The 16,602-nt window shown below is 64.5% G+C and carries 13 protein-coding genes; 8 read left to right on the top strand and 5 right to left on the bottom strand.

Features of this window, described 5'->3' with window-relative positions; translation table 11 throughout:
- Window positions 1–496 precede the first annotated feature (496 nt).
- Window positions 497–2,191: an AMP-binding protein gene (locus GJ654_RS03425; RefSeq protein WP_264586112.1), complete on the bottom strand. Its 1,695-nt coding sequence runs from the start codon at window positions 2,189–2,191 to the stop codon at window positions 497–499.
- Between the two features lie 116 nt (window positions 2,192–2,307).
- On the opposite strand from GJ654_RS03425, the gene GJ654_RS03420 reads away from it, so the two are divergent.
- Window positions 2,308–3,387, top strand: coding sequence for a lipase family alpha/beta hydrolase (locus GJ654_RS03420; RefSeq protein ID WP_155444699.1), 1,080 nt, complete (start codon window positions 2,308–2,310; stop codon window positions 3,385–3,387).
- Window positions 3,388–3,389: 2 nt separating this feature from the next.
- Here GJ654_RS03420 and GJ654_RS03415 read toward each other — a convergent pair whose 3' ends face one another.
- Entirely contained in the window at window positions 3,390–5,366 is a 1,977-nt protein-coding gene (locus GJ654_RS03415; RefSeq protein WP_155444698.1) for an SDR family oxidoreductase, read from the bottom strand.
- 238 nt (window positions 5,367–5,604) lie between these two features.
- Between GJ654_RS03415 and GJ654_RS03410 the strand changes: the two genes are divergently transcribed.
- The 4 genes from GJ654_RS03410 to GJ654_RS03395 all read left to right on the top strand — a co-directional run bounded on the left by GJ654_RS03410 (window position 5,605) and on the right by GJ654_RS03395 (window position 8,773).
- Window positions 5,605–6,030, top strand: coding sequence for a phasin family protein (locus GJ654_RS03410; RefSeq protein ID WP_155444697.1), 426 nt, complete (start codon window positions 5,605–5,607; stop codon window positions 6,028–6,030).
- 68 nt (window positions 6,031–6,098) lie between these two features.
- The gene (locus tag GJ654_RS03405; protein WP_264586100.1) at window positions 6,099–7,289 is read left to right on the top strand and encodes a patatin-like phospholipase family protein; all 1,191 of its coding nucleotides are present in this window, start codon (window positions 6,099–6,101) and stop codon (window positions 7,287–7,289) included.
- Window positions 7,290–7,322: 33 nt separating this feature from the next.
- Complete coding sequence (locus tag GJ654_RS03400; RefSeq protein WP_155444696.1) at window positions 7,323–7,988, top strand: TetR/AcrR family transcriptional regulator; 666 nt, start codon at window positions 7,323–7,325, stop codon at window positions 7,986–7,988.
- An 8-nt stretch (window positions 7,989–7,996) separates the two neighbouring features.
- Complete coding sequence (locus tag GJ654_RS03395) at window positions 7,997–8,773, top strand: hypothetical protein (protein ID WP_155444695.1); 777 nt, start codon at window positions 7,997–7,999, stop codon at window positions 8,771–8,773.
- Window positions 8,774–8,998: 225 nt separating this feature from the next.
- Here the strand turns inward: GJ654_RS03395 and GJ654_RS03390 are convergent, their stop codons facing one another.
- Together GJ654_RS03390 and GJ654_RS03385 are read right to left on the bottom strand one after the other, a co-directional pair.
- Window positions 8,999–9,274 (bottom strand): hypothetical protein, encoded by a 276-nt coding sequence (locus tag GJ654_RS03390; RefSeq protein WP_155444694.1) that lies wholly within the window; start codon window positions 9,272–9,274, stop codon window positions 8,999–9,001.
- A 282-nt stretch (window positions 9,275–9,556) separates the two neighbouring features.
- Window positions 9,557–11,113 carry a wax ester/triacylglycerol synthase family O-acyltransferase gene (locus GJ654_RS03385; protein WP_155444693.1) on the bottom strand — a complete coding sequence of 519 codons (1,557 nt, stop codon included), beginning with the start codon at window positions 11,111–11,113 and terminating at the stop codon, window positions 9,557–9,559.
- 103 nt (window positions 11,114–11,216) lie between these two features.
- Here GJ654_RS03385 and GJ654_RS03380 point away from each other — a divergent pair, with 103 nt between their 5' ends.
- Genes GJ654_RS03380 through GJ654_RS03370 form a run of 3 tightly spaced genes read left to right on the top strand, consistent with a single transcriptional unit; the run spans window position 11,217 to window position 14,874 of the window.
- The gene (locus GJ654_RS03380; RefSeq protein WP_155444692.1) at window positions 11,217–11,927 is read left to right on the top strand and encodes an FFLEELY motif protein; all 711 of its coding nucleotides are present in this window, start codon (window positions 11,217–11,219) and stop codon (window positions 11,925–11,927) included.
- 11 nt (window positions 11,928–11,938) lie between these two features.
- The gene (locus tag GJ654_RS03375; protein ID WP_155444691.1) at window positions 11,939–13,588 is read left to right on the top strand and encodes a GMC family oxidoreductase; all 1,650 of its coding nucleotides are present in this window, start codon (window positions 11,939–11,941) and stop codon (window positions 13,586–13,588) included.
- Between the two features lie 50 nt (window positions 13,589–13,638).
- Window positions 13,639–14,874: an arsenic transporter gene (locus GJ654_RS03370; RefSeq protein WP_155444690.1), complete on the top strand. Its 1,236-nt coding sequence runs from the start codon at window positions 13,639–13,641 to the stop codon at window positions 14,872–14,874.
- Between the two features lie 40 nt (window positions 14,875–14,914).
- Here GJ654_RS03370 and GJ654_RS03365 read toward each other — a convergent pair whose 3' ends face one another.
- Window positions 14,915–16,591 (bottom strand): lysine--tRNA ligase, encoded by a 1,677-nt coding sequence (locus GJ654_RS03365; RefSeq protein WP_155444689.1) that lies wholly within the window; start codon window positions 16,589–16,591, stop codon window positions 14,915–14,917.
- Between the last annotated feature and the right edge of the window lie 11 nt (window positions 16,592–16,602).

Raw genomic sequence — 16,602 nt, 5'->3', positions numbered from 1 at the left:
CGCCGCCGACGAAAAAACGCCGCCGAAGCTGGTTCGGCGGCGTTTTTCGTCGGCACGCGGCTCAATAGTAGTGGCGGCGATGCCAGTAGTGAGGACGGTACCCATAGTAAGGCCGATAATGGGGCCTGTAATATGGACGATAGTAAGGCCGGTACGGCCGATAATAATGCCGATAGTAGGGGCGGTAATAATGCCGGCGATAATAATATTGGGTTTGCTGAATGGCCGATCCATAGGATTGCGTCGCCAGCAGGTTCGACGGCGCCACTGGGGCGGCCTCCGCAGGTCGGGGAACTGGCGAGAACAAAACGGCCAGACCGAGCAGCGCGGCGAATAAGATTTGTGTCACAGGGCGCTTCATGACGTCTCCCTTTCTGATCGGCCCGCCCGAAACTGTCTGAACGTCTCAGCGGGCGACCGTTCCGGCATGATGCGCTCGCAAAATCGTGACTTCAATGCGTCAAAATGCGGCCGCCGTTCACGAAAATGCGATCCCTCAATGCGGCGGCGGCGGCGGCGGCGGGTGTGCGCTTTCCTCGCGCAGCGCGCGGCGCAGGATTTTTCCGACATTGGTTTTCGGCAGGTCGCCGCGAAATTCGATCTGGCGCGGGATCTTGTAACCGACCAGATATTTGCGGCAATGGGCGACCAGTTCATCGGGGCAGAGCGCCTCGTCGCGCTTGACCACGACGATCTTGACGGCTTCGCCGGTCTGCTCGTCGGCCACGCCGACGGCGCCGACCTCCTCCACGCCCTGGTGCAAGGCGACGACGTCTTCGATCTCCCCCGGATAGACGTTGAAGCCGGACACCAGGATCATGTCCTTCTTGCGATCGACGATGTGAACAAAACCTTGCGGGTCCATGGTGGCGATATCGCCCGTGCGCAGGAAACCGTCGGACGTGAAAACCTCGGCGGTTTCGTCCGGGCTGTTCCAGTAGCCCCGCATCAGTTGCGGCCCCTTGATGCAAAGTTCGCCGCGCTCGCCCGGCGCGACTTCGGCGCCCGCGTCGTCGCGGATGGAGACGTCGGTGTGCGGCATGGGCAGGCCCGCTGCGCCGTTGAAATCTCTGAGGTCCAGCGGATTGATCAGGGCGGCGGGCGAGCATTCCGTCAGCCCATAGCCTTCGATCAGCGGCCGTCCCGTGACCGCCTTCCATTTTTCCGCGACCGCCTTTTGCAAGGCCATCCCGCCGGCAACCGAAATCTTCATGCCGCTAAAATCGAGCCGCCGGAAGTCTTCGTTTTTGAGAAGCGCATTGAAAAGCGTGTTCACCCCGCTGATGCCCGTGAACTTCGTGCGCGCCAGCTCCTTGACCATGCCTTTGATGTCGCGCGGATTGGCGATGAGCAGGTTGGCCGCGCCAATGCGCATGAACAGCAGGCAACTCACCGTCAGGGCGAAGATGTGGTAAAGCGGCAGCGGCGTGACAATGACCTCGCGCCCGTCCTCGACGAAGGGCCGCACCCAGGCGTAGCCTTGCTGGATGTTGGCGATCACGCTGCCATGGGTGAGTTCGGCGCCTTTCGGCACGCCCGTGGTGCCGCCGGTATATTGCAGGAAGGCGAGGTCGTCGGGGCCGAGGTCCGGCGGCTGCATCGGCGCGCGGGCGCCGAGGCGCAGCGCCTCCATGAACGGGATCGCGCCGGGAATTTCCCAGGGTGGAATAAGGCGCTTGACGCGTTTGACGACGAAATTGGCGAGCGCGCCCTTGGGAAAGCCAAGGAGATCGCCGATGCGCGCGACCGCCACGGCGCGCACCGAGGTGCGCTCGATCGCCTTGGCCGCCGTGGCGGCGAAATTCTCCAGCACGACCAGGGCTTCGGCGCCGGAATCCTGCAATTGGCGCTCAAGCTCGAACGACGTGTAGAGCGGATTGCAATTGACGACGACATAACCGGCCGAGAGCGCGCCGAACAGGGCGACCGGATAGGTCAGCAGGTTGGGCGTCATCAGCGCGACGCGCGCGCCTCGCGGCAGCTTGACGACATTTTGCAGCCAGGAGCCGAAATTCCAGGCGAGTTCGCGCGAGCGCCGGTAACTCAGCCGCGCGCCCATGCTGATGAATGCCGTGTTGTCGGGAAAGCGGGCGACGCTGTCCTCGAACATGTGGCGCAGCGACGGAAACGCGCGAACGTCGACATGAGCGTCGACGCCAGCGGGATAGCGTGATTCCCAGATGCGCTCCACGATGCGCCCCTCCCGATTGTTGATCTTTGTCATTGCGCGGTTCGTCCATTCATAATCTGGTCGCCGCAGTCAAAGACAATGATTCCGATCAATACGCCGATAGCGCGGAGACTGAGATGCGGACCCTTTTGTTGCGGAGCGCCGTCGTTCTGATCCTCATCGTGGCCGCGATCGCTGGCCACCTCACAAGATTGCTGTTCGGCTTCGAGGCCGGGCTCATCGTCCTCCTCCTTGTCTTCGTCGGCTTGCCCGCGGCCATTCCGAGCGCCGCCATCGCCATGAACGCGCCGAATTTTCTGAACATCGGCGCGCCCGAGCGGCGCTGGCTGGCTAGCGCGGCCGAGGTTTACGCCTTCTGGCGCGCCTTCGTGGTGTTGATGCCGTTCGACACGTTCTGGATGGGCGACGAGAAGGTGTTGCCTCATGCGCCGGATGAAACGCCGATCGTGCTCGTTCCCGGCTATTGCTGCAATCGCGGCATGTGGTTCGAAATGGCGCGCGATCTCGAGGCGGCCGGCCGCAAGGTTGCGCCCTTGACGCTGGGGTGGACGTTCGCCGATATCGACGAACTCGCCGACGAACTCGACCAGCACATCGCCCGGGTGAAAGAACAAACCGGCGCGGAAAAGGTTTTGTTGGTCGGTCACAGCAAGGGCGGGCTGGTGGCGCGCGCCCGTATCGCCCGTCGCGGCGGCGACGATGTCGTCGGCCTGGTCACGCTGGCCACGCCGCACCATGGCACGAGCTTCGCCAAATACGGTTACGGCCGCAGCGCCCGGCAGATGGAGCCGGATTCCCCCTGGCTGCAGGCGCTGAACGCCAAGGAGACGCCGGTTCCCGTCCACGCCTTCTGGGCGGGGCGCGACGAATTCGTGTCGCCGCCGGACGCCGCGCGCCTGCAGGGGGCGCCGGAGACCTGCGCGCCGCTCGCCGGCCACATGTCGGTGATCGCGCAGCCTGAGGTGCTCAAGAAGATTTTGGCCTTTTCCGAGCCGGCCGCCAAGGGCGTCCCCTCCGCCGCGTTGAACCCGCAGCCGGAGCCGCCTGCGCCGATCGTTGTCGTCGCGCCGGTCGAAGCGGCGCCGGCGGTCGCGGAAACGCCTGTCGTCGTGGTGGCGCCGCCCGCTGCGGCGGATCAGGTCACGGCCGAAGCCCCGCCTGCGCCTGCGCAAGAGCAACCTGTCGCGGGGGCCTGATTTTACAAATACAGCCCGCGCATGATCTGCGTGAACACGATCTGATCCGCGTTCGGCGCCTCCTGCTTGGCGCCGGTCGCGGCGGCGCTGTCGGGGAACATGCGAAAAGCCGTGTTCATCACGATCTGCGCCACGCGCGGGCTGAACGCGTGCACGATCTGGCCGAACACGCCGAGCGGCGTGGCGATGCGCGAGGGCCGCTTGACGATCGCCTCGACCACCAGATCCGCCGCCTCCTCGGGCGAAAGCGCCGGCGCGTGCTCATAAAATTTTGTCGGCGCGATCATGTCGGTGCGCACCAGCGGCATGTTGATCGTGGTGAAATTCACGCCCCGGTCGAGAAATTCGCTGGCCGCGCATCGCGAAAAGGCTTCGAGCGCCGCCTTGGAGGCGACATAGGCCGAAAAGCGCGGCGCATTGGTCAGCACGCCGATCGAAGAAATGTTGATCACATGGCCGCTGCGCCTCTGCGCCATGCCCGGCAGCAGGCCGAGGGTCAGGCGCAGCGCGCCGAAGTAATTGACCTGCATGGCCCGCTCGAAATCATGCAGCCGGTCGTAGGAATGTTCGATGCCCCGCCGCATTGAGCGGCCCGCATTGTTGACGAGAATCTCGACGCCGCCCTGCGCGTTGAGCGCGGCGACCAGGGTTTCGCATTGCGCGGGATCGGCGATATCAGCCGCGTGGGCTTCCAGCGTCAGGCCTCGCGCCTCCGCCTCCTTCAACGCGGCGTCGAGCTTGCCCTGGTCGCGTCCGACGATGAGCACGCGCGCCCCGGCGTCCGCGAGGCGCAGCGCGGTCGCCTTGCCAATGCCTGCTGAGCCGCCGGTCACCAAAATCGTCTTGCCGGCGACACGCCCGCGCAGCGAGCGGTCGATGAAAAGGTCGGGATCGAGATGGCGCTCCCAATAGTCCCAGAGGCGCCAGGCGTAATCCTCGATGGCCGGGACTTTGATTCCGGCGCTCGCGAGCAGCGGCCCGGCCTCGCGGCTGTCGAAGCGCGTGGGGTAGTTGAAGAAGGCGAGAATGCCTTCGGGCAGGCCCAAATCCTTCATCAGCGCCTTGCGGATGCGGCGCACCGGCGTCAGCGCCTTGAGGGCTTGAGTCAGCGGGCGCGGCAGCAGGCTGAACAGGGCGGTGTTCACCCGCATGGTGACGCGCGGCGCGTGCGCCGCCCCGGCGAACAGGGCGAAAATGTCGCCGACGCGGCGCGGGTCGGGATCGACGAGATGGAAGCAGCGGCCGTCGAGTCCGTCCTTGTGGGCGAGGAAGTCCAAAGCCGAAACGACGAAGTCGACGGGCACCAGATTGATGCGCCCGCCTTCGAGGCCGATCATCGGCGCCCAGGGCGGCAGCAGGCCGCGCAATTTCTGGATGAGCTTGAAGAAGTAGTAGGGGCCGTCGATCTTGTCCATTTCGCCGGTGCGGGAATCGCCGACGACGAGTCCCGGACGATAGATGCGGAAGGGAAGCTTCGCCTCCGTGCGCAAAACTTTTTCCGCGGCGTGCTTGCTGGCGAAATAGGGGTGGTCCAGATTTTCCGCTTCTTCAAACATGTCCTCGCGGAACACGCCCTCGTAAAGGCCGGCGGCGGCGATGGAGCTCATGTGATGGAAGCGCCGGGCGTCCAAGGCTTCCGCCAGCGCGAGGGCGTTGCGCGTGCCCTCGATGTTGACCTGCATTTCCTGGGCGGGGTCGGCGGCGAGGTCGTAGATGGCGCCGAGATGAAAGACGTGATCGACCTTGCCGCGCAGGGCTTCGATCGTCTTGGGATCGACGCCGCTCAGCGGCGCGGTGAGGTCGCCGGGCAGGGGACGCGCGCGTGCGGCGTCGACGCCCCAGAAATCGCTCAAAACTTTCAGACGCTCGGGCGAGGGGTTGCGCATCAGGAAATGGACTTCGGCGTCGGGCCGCGCCAACAATCTCTGGATCAGACGCTTGCCGATGAAGCCGCTGCCGCCGGTGATGACGTAGATCATGGCTCGGTCTCCAAATTTTTTGCAGCATAATGGTCTCGATTAGAATCCGCCGCCTATTCGAAAAAGCAAGACGCAAATAGCAAAGCTAAAAAAACCGACGGAACAAGCGAATAAACTGTGGTCTCGCGGATGTGACCGAATTCCCGGCGAAATCTAGGGCGAAGATTCTAGTTCGGACGGATAATTTATAAAAATGAAACCGGCAGGCTCGACCGCCGGCAATCCAAGGGAGAGGATCATGGTCAAGAAGCTTACGGAACTTGCGGAAGGCAAGGGCGACACCGAACTCTCGTCGCTGATCAAGAATTCCGCCAACCAGATTTGGCTCGCCGGCCTCGGCGCCTTCGCCAAGGCGCAGGAGGAGGGCACGAAGGTTTTCGAAGCCTTGGTCAAGGAAGGCGAGGCCGTTCAGGACCGGGCGAAGAAGACCGCCGACGACAAGATCGCCGAAGTCAGGAAACAGGCGACGGGATCGTGGGACAAGCTCGAACAGGTTTTCGAGGAGCGCGTCGCGCGCGCCCTGCATTCGCTGAACGTGCCGACCCGCAAGGACATCGAGCACCTCGGCCGCCGGGTGTCGGAACTCACCCACGAGGTCAAAACCCTTTCCGCCGAACTGGAACAGCGCAAGACGCCGGCCAAGGCGCCTGCGGCGGCGAAGTGAATGCGAGCTGACGGGCGCGTCGGTGCATGGCGCGCCCGCCGGGTTCTGCTGATGTGATGGAGGGCGCCGTGAACCGCGATCTCAAGGGCGTCGCTCTGGCCGGCGGCGGACCCATCGGCGGCATTTACGAAGTCGGCGCCCTGGCGGCGCTGGACGAGGCTCTCGTCGGTCTCGATCTGACGGGCTGCGACATCTTTGTCGGCGTCAGTTCGGGCGCGTTCGTCGCCGCCGGCCTCGCCAACGGGATCACGCCGCGCGACATGCACCGGAAATTCATCGAGAGCGAGGAGGCCGACGACCCCTTCGAGCCCGAAATCCTGCTGCAGCCCGCCTTCCAGGAGTTTGGGCGCCGTCTCGCCAGCCTGCCGGGGCTCCTGGCGCTGGCGATGCAGTCCTATCTGAATGGAGCGCCCCCGCACGGCTTCGCTGAGTCGCTGCAACAGCTGGGACGCGCGCTGCCGGCTGGCATGTTCGACAACGAGGCCGTGGGCGCCTATCTCGCCCGGCTGTTTTCGGCGCAGGGTCGGGTGAACGATTTTCGCCGGCTTCCAAACAAACTGTTCATTGTCGCCACCGATCTCGATTCCTGCTCGGCCACGCCGTTCGGCGCGCGCGGGCTGGACGACGTGCCGATCTCGCGCGCCGTCCAGGCCAGTTCCGCGCTGCCCGGCCTCTATCCGCCGGTGGAGATCAACGGCCGTCATTATGTCGATGGCGCCCTGATGAAAACCTTGCACGCCTCGGTGGCGCTGGCCGAAGGCGCGAAACTGCTCATTTGCGTCAATCCGCTCACGCCGATCGACGCCGACGCGGTCGCGCGCAAGACCCACCGCAGCCGCGTGTCGCTCGCGGCGCGCGGCCTCCCCTCCGTCATGTCGCAGACCTTTCGCGCGCTGATCCATTCGCGCATGCGGGTGGGGATGGAGCGCTATTCGAAAACCTATCCCGACGCCGACGTCATCCTGTTCGAGCCGGCGCGCGACGACGCGGAAATGTTCTTCACCAACGTGTTTTCCTATTCCAGCCGCCACCGGCTGGCCGAGCACGCCTATCAGAGGACGCGCGAGGAATTGCGCCGCCGCGCCGACGAACTCGATGTCGTGCTGGCGCGCCACGGCGTGTCGCTCGACCGCGCCTGTCTCGCCGACGAAAGCCGCACGCTGTCGCGGCGGCGCCGCGCGCCCCGCCGCGCCGGCCTGAAGCAGGCGGCGAGCCAGCTCGGCAACGCCCTTGATACGCTGGAGCGCGCATTGCGATGATTTGTTCGCCCGTTTCCGGGGAGGGGAGCAGGCATGGAGAGAAAACCGAAGAGGCGAACGCCCGAACGCATTCTCGATACGGCGCTGAAATTGTTCAACACCTATGGCGAGCCGGGCGTCACCACGACGGCCATCGCCGACGAGATGAACATCAGCCCGGGCAATCTCTATTATCACTATCGTTGCAAGGACAAGATCGTCGAAGCCCTGTTCGCCGCCTATCGCGCGGAGATCGAGCACACGCTGGCCGCGCCGGAGCAGAGGCCGGTGCACGCCGAGGACGCCTGGCTGTTCCTGCATCTCATCTTCGAGGCCATCCACAAATATCGCTTCATCTATCGCGACATCAACGAAATCACGTCGCGCTACCGGGTGCTGGGCGCGCAGTTCAAGCGCATTCTCGCGCACAAGCGGCGCACCGCCGCCGCGATCCTCACCGGTCTGGTGAAGGCCGGCGAACTCAGGGCTTCGCCGCAGGACGTCGAGGCGCTGGCCGTCAACATGACCGTGATCGCGACCTACTGGCTCTCCTACGAACTCGCGCGCAATCCGCACAACGACGAGGACGCGCAGGAGGAAAAGGAGGAAAGCCGGGCGCTGGCGCGCGGGGCTTTTCACGTGATTTCGCTGGCTGCGCCCTATCTGGCGCCGCGCGAGCGCGAACTGTTCGATGACTTGTCCAAACGCTATCTGAATTGAGGCCGCACATGCCGAAATCGAAATGGACCCGCTTTCCTCATGACAACGACGCCTATGTCTATGAAGGCGAGGCGTTGGAAAAGAACTGGTCGCGCCTGCATGGCGGCGACCGCGAGCCCTTTCCCGAGGGCGAGCGTGTGCAGGACGCCTGGCGCGCCTACCATCGCGGCGATTTCGAAACGGCGGCGCGCCAGGGCGAAGCGTTGGGGGCGCTGGGCGCCAATGTCGCCGCCAAGGCGATCAACATCTACGCCTCCTATCTGGTCGAGGACCGCGAGGAAAAGATCGCTCTTTTTCAGCGCGCCGCCGCGCTCGCGGAACGCCTGCAGCAGTCCGACAACGCCAACGCCTGGTATCTCCACGCGCAGGCGCTCGGCCGCTACAGCCAGTGCATTTCCGTGGCCAAGGCGTTGGCGCAAGGGTTGGGGGGCAAGATCAAGCACAGTCTTGAAACCGCGCTGCGTCTCGAAAAACGTCACGCCGACGCGCATATCGCGCTCGGCGCCTATCACGCCGAAGTGGTGGACAAGATCGGCGGCATGATCGCCAGCCTCACCTATGGCGCGAGCAAGGAGGCGGCGGTGAAACATTTCGAGGAGGCGCTGAAGCTCAATCCGACCTCGGCCATCGCCCGCATGGAATATGCGAATGCGCTCGCCATGCTGTTCGGCGCGTCGAAACTGAAACAGGCGACCGCGCTTTACGAAGACGCGGCGCGCTGCGTCCCTGCTGACGCCATGGAGCGGCTGGACGTCGAAGCCGCCAAGGCGGAAATCGCGGGATAGCGGCGTGGGCGATCGTCGCGGGGTCAATGCGGAGGATCCGCCGCCGCTTTGCCTATTGATTTTCGGCCGAAGCGAAATGCTCCATATCGCGCCGGCGGGGCCGGAATGGCGCTTTGTCTCCTGGAGCGCGCCGCGCGAAGACTGGGCGCACGCGGCTTATTTGTTCGCGGGGGGAGGGCGCTCAAACAGGCAGCATTAAATCGCTGATCCCGGGCTTGCCTGGGATCAGGCGGTCTTGGCCCGCCAGATCCAGCAAGTGCAGCTCGGATCGGTCACGCCTTCGACAAACGTGCAGCTCGAGGGGTCCCGATACAGCTTGCAGGCGCCGCAGGTCTTGCCATCTTGCGCCACCGTGCGGAACCTGACCGCGGCCTTGGACAGTTTGACATTCGCGTTGGCGTCGGTTGCGGCGAGCAATGGCGCCGAACCGGCGGCGACCCCGCCGACAAGCAGCATCCTGCGTGAAATCTGTGGACATCCGTCCGTTCGAAGTTTCGTCATGAAAAGCTCCAGGGTCCCAAGGCGTGGGAGTTAAGCTCATCTTATAAATGCGCTTGATGAATCGTAGATGAATGTGAAAGAGCATGTCGCAAAATCATGCAAATAAAATCCGCCTGACGAACATGACGGGAAAAATTGGAAATTTTTCCGCAAATTGACCGAAAATATCATTTCAAGTTCAGTGCAATACTTAGAAAAAATCTTGGGATCAAAAAGGTCGGCGGAAAGGTGCGGGGATCACCGCGTCAAGCGAACGCATCCAAGGCTGCATCGCCCATGCGGCTAAACCGCCTCGGGCGCCTTCGCCCGCGCGCGGCGCCTGGGTCTGGTTGGCGGCGGATCGACGGCTACCTCGTTCACGCGCAGCACAGCCGGCTTCTGCTTTCGCGTGTTTTGCTTTGGCTTGGGCGCGCGACGCGGCGGCGGCGCGTCCTCATGGCCGCAATGGAGCAGCGCGTGATAGAGCAATTGCTCGAACTCAGGCTGGAAATGCTCAATGATCTCGTCGGGATTGCAGACCAGCGCCGCATCGGTGATCAGGCCAAGCTGCACGCGATTGTTGAAGGACAGCAGCGACACGCCCATGCCGATCTCGCCGGATTGCGGCACCCAGAACATGATCTGGTCGATGGCGGCGCCGCCGAGATAGAGCGGGCGTTGCGGCCCCGGCACATTGGTCATCACCGCCGTGGCGCGGCTGAGCAGCAGGTCGAACAGCCGATCCTGCACCAATTTCGGGCCGTAGCCGAGCGCGGTGACCAGGCCGAGGGTCACCACCGGCTCATAGGAGCGCTTCAACGCCAGCATGCGCCGGCGCACCTCCTCGAGCCGCGCCAGCGGATTGGCCATGCCGACCGGCAATTCCACGGCGATGATCCCGAACTGGTTGCCGAGTGTTTTCGCGCGGCCGGGGGGGCGCAGGTCAATGGGGGCCAAGGCCCGCACCTCGACGCCTTCGGTGGGATCGCCCTTGGATTCCAGATAGGTTTTCAGCGCGCCGGCGAAGGAGGACAGCAACATGTCGTTGACCGTGCAGCCCAGCGCATGGCCGACCGCCTTCACCTCCGGCAGCGGGATCGGCGCGCTCCAGGCCACCATTTTTTCGCCGCACAGCTCGCCCTTGAGCCGGGTCGGCGAATCCATCGGCATCATCAACAGCCAGGCGAGTTCGGCGGCGACATTGGCGCCGTCGCGCAACAGCTTTCTCGTGTCGGAGGGGTTGCGGACCAGACCGAGGGCGGTGCGCGCGGCGTCCGTGGAAGCCTTTACGCCGCCCTCGACCTTTTCGATCAGCGGCGCCAGCACGTCCCAGGGCGGCCGAAACGGGTGCTCCGACTCCTCGCTCGCGTCCGCCCATTCGACCCCGTGCAGCGGGGCGTCGGGGTCTTCGTCCGCGAGGTCGAGCAGCACGCGCATCATTGCGGCGCCGTCGCCGATGGCGTGGTGGATGCGCAACACCAGCGCCACCCCCTCCTCGTAGCCCTCGACGATATGAATCTGCCAAAGCGGATGGCGGGGATCGAGCGGGCGCACGGCGAGTTCCGAGACAAATCGCTGCAATTCCGCCTTGCCGGCCTCGCCGGGCAGGCGCGCGCGGCGCAGATGCCGCTTGGCGTCGAACCGCGCGTCCTCGCGCCAATAGTATGTCCCGCCGTGTTCTTCGATCTTGCGGCGGAAGCGGTCATGGGCGAGCAGTCGCGCCTCCAGCGTGCGCTCGATGCGGTCGAGATCGACGGGCTCGCGCAGAACGATCACCCCGACGATGACCATGTGGTTGTTCGGCCTGTCCATTCGTAGCCAAGTGACATCCACCGGCGCCATGCGCGTGTGTCCAGACATGGCCCTCTCCTTTTTTTTCGATCTTATCCGTTTCTCGCCCGGCGAAAAGGGGCCGTTCCGCCTTTAGGCGTTGGCGCCTAGGCCGTCGTGTTAAAGTTCAAAAATGGAAAACGAAAACGACCCGAAAACCATCGCCGTCCAGCGCCTGGAGAGCCAGCTGGCGCGCGCCACCGAAGTGCGGACAGCCACGAGGCGGACCGAGTTCGCGCAGGAGGCCCGCATGCGGCTGCGCGAATGGCAGGCGACGCGGCTCGCGCGCACCCACGCCGACCTCCTCGCCCATCCGCAATATTCCGCCGCCGCGCGCTTCTTCCTCGCCGACCTCTATGGCCCGCAAGACCATAGCGTCGACGCGCAGACCGTCTGGCGCGTGCTGCCGCTGATGAAGAAGGGCCTGCCGGCCTCGGGGATAGAGACCGTCGCCGACGCCATTGAACTCGACGCGCTCTCGGAATCGCTCGACGCGGAGATGGCGGCGCTGCTGGACCCGGAGGGCGACGCGCGCGCCTATGGCGAGGCCTATCGTCGAACGGGCCGGCGCGACGACCGGGCGCGGCAGATCGAACTGATCCGCCATCTCGGCCACCGGCTGGAAGATCTGGTCAAGGCGCCGATGATCGGCTTCGCGCTCAAGGCCATGCGCAAGCCGGCCGAAATCGCCGGCTTTGGTCCGTTGCAGGCCTTTCTCGAACGCGGTTACGTCGCCTTCCGCCAGATGGGCGACGCCCGCGACTTCGTCGAGATCGTGGCGATTCGCGAGGAGGCGATCAGCGTCGCGCTGTTTTCCGGCGATGACAGTCCTCTCACAGGATGAAAGGACGGGACATGGACCGTTTCGACTATGTGATCGTGGGCGGCGGCTCCGGCGGCGCGGCATTGGCGGCGCGGCTGAGCGAAGACCCTGGCGTCACCGTCTGCCTGCTGGAGGCGGGCGGACGCGGCGATGGTTTTTTGGTCCGCACCCCGGCCGGCGCGGTCACCATGATCCCGGGCAGGCCGAAGATCAACAACTGGGCGCTTTGGACCGTTCCGCAACCTGGGCTGAACGGCCGTCGCGGATTCCAGCCGCGCGGAAAAGCGCTCGGCGGCTCCTCGGCGATCAACGCCATGCTCTATGTGCGGGGCAACCGCGCCGATTACGACCAATGGGCCGATCTCGGCTGCCCCGGCTGGTCCTGGGACGAGGTGCTGCCTTACTTCCGCAAGGCGGAGAACAACGAATGGGGCGCCGATGCCGCGCATGGCGGCGACGGTCCGCTGCATGTTTCTGATCAGCGCGCGCCGCGCCCGATCACCAAGGCTTTTGTCGAGGCCGCCAGCGCGCGGCAGCATCGGGTGCGCGAGGATTTTAATACGGGAGACACCGAAGGGGTGGGTCTCTATCAGGTGACCCAGTTCCACGAGACGCGCCGTCGCGGAGAGCGCTGTTCGTCCGCCGCCGCCTATCTGTTTCCCGTCATGGACCAGCGGCCGAATTTGACCGTGCTGACCAAGACGCAAGCGACCAAGATTTTGTTTGAGGGCAAGCGCGCTGTGGGCGTCGCCTGCCTGCATGGCCGGGTCGAAAGGGTTTTTTGCGCCGCGCGCGAAATCATTCTGAGCGCCGGCGCCTTCGGCACGCCGCAGCTGCTGCAATTGTCCGGCGTCGGGCGGCCCGAAGACATTTGTCCGCATGGCATTCCGCTTGTTCACGAGTCTCCGGGCGTGGGTCAAAACCTTCAGGACCATCTCGATTTTATTTTGGCTTGGAAGACTTCGGACAAAGACAATTTCGGCATCGGTTTTGGCGCGTTTATAAATCTCCTGCGCCAGATTCCCGCCTGGCGGCGCGATGGCGGCGGGCTGCTGGCCACGCCTTTCGCGGAGGGCGCTGGTTTTCTCAAGACGACGCCGGAGCTCGACCGGCCCGACGTGCAATTGCATTTTGTCATCGGCGTCGTCGACAATCACGCCCGGCGTCTGCATCCCGGCCACGGATTTTGCCTGCACGTCTGCGCGCTTCATCCTTTTTCGCGCGGGCGCGTGTTTTTGCGGAGCGCGGATCCCTTGGCGCCGCCGGCGATCGATCCGGCTTTCCTCTCCGACCGGCGCGATCTCGAAACCATGATCCGGGGGGCAAAACTTTCGCGCGACATCATGCTGACGCCGCCGATGCGCCGCTATTGCGAAAAGGAGCTTTTTGGCGTCCACGACGGCATGAGCGACGCCGAATGGGAGAGCCATATCCGCGCCCGCGCCGACACCATCTATCATCCCGTCGGAACCTGCCGGATGGGCTCGGACGCTCAAGCCGTGGTCGATCCGGAGTTGCGGGTGCGCGGGTTGGAGGGGCTGCGGGTGGTCGATGCGTCGATCATGCCTGCGCTGATCGGTGGCAACACCAATGCGCCGACCATCATGATCGCGGAAAAGGCGGCGGAGATGATCCGCGCCCGCCGCAACGCTGGCGGAACATCGGCCGGTGCTTCGCATTGACCGGCCAAGACGCGGGTTGATCGCCGCGCGCGAATCCGCGACTTGGGAACATGACCTGGCAAATTCTTGGCATCACCGGGCTCGCGACGGCGGGCGTCATCCTGCGGCCCTTTCAATGGCACGAGGCGATCTGGGCCGTCGCCGGCGCCGCGCTGCTGGTCCTTACCGGCCTTCTCCCCGTGGGCGCCGCCTGGACCGGCATTTCGCGCGGCGCCGACGTCTACCTGTTTCTGACCGGCATGATGCTGCTGTCGGAAGCCGCCCGCCGCGAAGGCCTTTTCGATTTCTTGGCGGCCGAGGCCGCCAAGCACGCCCGGGGTTCGGCCAAAAGACTCTTTCTGCTGGTCTATCTGGTCGGCGTGCTGGTCACGGTGTTCTTGTCGAATGACGCGACCGCCGTGGTGTTGACCCCCGCCGTATTCGCCGCGACCCAGGCCGCCAAGGTCGAAAAGCCGCTGCCTTACCTTTATCCGTGCGCCTTCGTCGCCAACGCCGCCAGCTTTGTTCTGCCGATCTCCAACCCGGCCAATCTCGTGGTCTATGGACGCGCCGGTCTACCGCCGCTGCTCGACTGGTTGCGGATTTTTGCGCTGCCGTCGCTGGCGGCCATTGTCGTCACCTATGTCGTCTTGCGGCTGATGCTGCGCCGAGAGCTGGCCGCGCCTATCGCCGAACCGCAAAAATTTCCGCATCTGACGGGCGGCGGCAAGGTGGCCGCCTTGGGACTCGCGGCGACGGCGCTGGTCCTGCTGTTCGCTTCGGCGCGCGGCCTCGATCTCGGCGCGCCGACGTTTTTTGCGGGCGTGGCGACGACGACCCTCATTCTGCTGGCGCGTCGATCAAATCCTTGGCCACTGTTGCGCGACATTCATTGGGGTGTGCTGCCGCTGGTGGCCGGGCTGTTCGTCTTCGTCGAGGCGCTCGACCGGGCTGGCGTGACCGCCCAACTCGCCGGTCTGTTGCGGCAGGCGCCTGCGGTTTGGGGCGCGGCGGCGAGCGGCGCGGCCGTCGCCTTTGGCTCCAACCTCGTCAACAACCTGCCGGCCGGACTGATCGCCGCCAGCGCCGTGCATCAGGCCGGGGTTGCGCCCGACGTGACCGCCGCGATCCTGATCGGCGTCGATCTCGGCCCCAATCTTTCAGTGACCGGCTCGCTCGCCACCATTTTGTGGCTGGCGGTTTTACGCCGCGAACAGCAGCGCATCCGCGACCGGGATTTTTTGCTTCTTGGGCTTGTGGCGATGCCGATGGCGCTGCTCGCGGCTCTGGCCGCGATGCTGGTGTGAAGTGGGAACGGGCGCGCCGCCGAGCGCGCTTGAAAGGCGATTACGCCTCGACCTTCAAAAACTTGCCCGCCAGCGCGTCCGCGATCAGGGCGCGGGTGTTGTCGAGGCCGTAGAGCGCGGCGAAGGAGCCGAAGCGCGGGCCGCGATCCTCGCCCAACAAAACCTGATAGAGCATGTTGAACCAGTCGTTCGACACGCCCGGACGCTCCGGCGTCGCGCCCTTTGCTGAAAGATTCTGGTAGCGCGGGATCGGGCGGGCGACGTCGTAGAGCAGGGTCTGGATGTCCTCGGCGCTGGCCTCGGCGGGCAGGGTCGCCAGAGCTTCCGACAGTTTTGTCAGCGCGTCGCGCTCCACCTCGTCGGCGGCGCGATACACCTTCTTCGGCTTCACGAAATCGCGGAAATACAGCACCGCATAGCGGATCAGCTGGTCGAGGCGCGGAAATTTTTCGGGGCTGGCGGCCGGCGCGTAGCGTCTCAAAAAGCCCCAGAGGACCGAGGGGTCTTCGCTGTTGGCGACGGCGGCGAGGTTGAGCAGCATGGCGAAGGAAATGGCCGTTCCCTTCTGCCCCTCCTCGTGCTGGATGAATTCCGGCGCCGGCGGCTTGCCGGAATGGATGTGCCAGACCGCATTGCCGAGCCGATTTTTGGCGTCCTGGCGCGGATAGGCGTCCAAAAACGCCAGATATTCGTCCACGGCGCGCGGGATCACGTCGAAATGCAGTTTTTTCGCCTCGCGCGGCTTCCAATACATGAAGAAGGCGAGGCTTTCCGGCGTGGCGTAGGTCAGCCATTGCTCGATGGTGATGCCGTTGCCCTTGGATTTCGAAATCTTCTGGCCGTTCTCGTCGAGGAACAGTTCGTAATTAAACCCTTCGGGCGGGGTGTGGCCCAGCGCCCGGGCGATGTTGCCCGAGAGCTTTACGGAGTCGATCAGGTCCTTGCCGGCCATTTCGTAATCGACGCCGAGCGCGCACCAGCGCATCGCCCAGTCGGGCTTCCATTGCAGCTTGCAATGGCCGCCGGTCACCTTGGTCATGAACCGCTCGCCCGTCTCCGGGTCGCGCCAGCCGATCATGCCGCCGGGAAGGTCGATTTCCTCCAGCGGCACCTGCATGACCACGCCGGTATGCGGGTGGATCGGCAGGAAGGGGCAATAGGTGGAGGCGCGTTCCTCGCGCAACGACGGGATCATCACCGCCTGGACCGTGTCGAACCGCGCCAGAATTTTCAGCAGCATCTCGTCGAACCGGCCGGACTGGTAATATTCGGTCGATGAGGCGAATTCGTAGTCAAAACCGAAATGGTCGAGGAACGCCCGCAGGCGCGCGTTGTTGTGCGCGCCAAAGCTCGGATATTCGCCGAACGGGTCGGGAACTTGGGTCAGCGGTTTTCCCAGATGGGCGGCAACCAAGTCCTTGTTGGGAATATTGTCCGGGACTTTTCGCAACCCGTCGAGATCGTCCGAAAACGCCAACAGACGCGTCTTGATCTCGCCGCCGGTCAGGGATTCGAAGGCGTGGCGGACCATGGTCGTGCGCGCGACCTCGCCGAATGTGCCGATATGCGGCAGTCCCGACGGGCCGTAGCCGGTTTCGAAAAGGACCTGTTTCTGACCGGTGCGCTCGACCCTGGCCACGAGTTTCTTCGCCTCCTCGAACGGCCAGGCGTTCGAGGTTTTGGCGAATTGGGCGAGTTCGGACGCAAGATCGGTCATTTTTTTCCGTG

It is taken from the genome of Rhodoblastus acidophilus, from assembly GCF_009720655.1.
Lineage (GTDB): Bacteria > Pseudomonadota > Alphaproteobacteria > Rhizobiales > Beijerinckiaceae > Rhodoblastus > Rhodoblastus acidophilus_A.
The sequence above is the reverse complement of the archived record's forward strand: the minus strand, read 5'-3'. Positions and strand labels throughout refer to the sequence as shown.

Excerpts from the sequence above, each read along its gene's own strand:
- GJ654_RS03420 (WP_155444699.1), top strand. The coding sequence starts at position 2,308 with ATGCGGACCCTTTTGTTGCGGAGCGCCGTCGTTCTGATCCTCATCGTG.
- GJ654_RS03370 (WP_155444690.1), top strand. The coding sequence starts at position 13,639 with ATGACCTGGCAAATTCTTGGCATCACCGGGCTCGCGACGGCGGGCGTC.
- GJ654_RS03390 (WP_155444694.1), bottom strand. The coding sequence starts at position 9,274 with ATGACGAAACTTCGAACGGACGGATGTCCACAGATTTCACGCAGGATG.
- GJ654_RS03380 (WP_155444692.1), top strand. The coding sequence starts at position 11,217 with ATGGAAAACGAAAACGACCCGAAAACCATCGCCGTCCAGCGCCTGGAG.
- GJ654_RS03385 (WP_155444693.1), bottom strand. The coding sequence starts at position 11,113 with ATGTCTGGACACACGCGCATGGCGCCGGTGGATGTCACTTGGCTACGA.
- GJ654_RS03400 (WP_155444696.1), top strand. The coding sequence starts at position 7,323 with ATGGAGAGAAAACCGAAGAGGCGAACGCCCGAACGCATTCTCGATACG.
- GJ654_RS03375 (WP_155444691.1), top strand. The coding sequence starts at position 11,939 with ATGGACCGTTTCGACTATGTGATCGTGGGCGGCGGCTCCGGCGGCGCG.
- GJ654_RS03415 (WP_155444698.1), bottom strand. The coding sequence starts at position 5,366 with ATGATCTACGTCATCACCGGCGGCAGCGGCTTCATCGGCAAGCGTCTG.
- GJ654_RS03395 (WP_155444695.1), top strand. The coding sequence starts at position 7,997 with ATGCCGAAATCGAAATGGACCCGCTTTCCTCATGACAACGACGCCTAT.
- GJ654_RS03410 (WP_155444697.1), top strand. The coding sequence starts at position 5,605 with ATGGTCAAGAAGCTTACGGAACTTGCGGAAGGCAAGGGCGACACCGAA.
- GJ654_RS03365 (WP_155444689.1), bottom strand. The coding sequence starts at position 16,591 with ATGACCGATCTTGCGTCCGAACTCGCCCAATTCGCCAAAACCTCGAAC.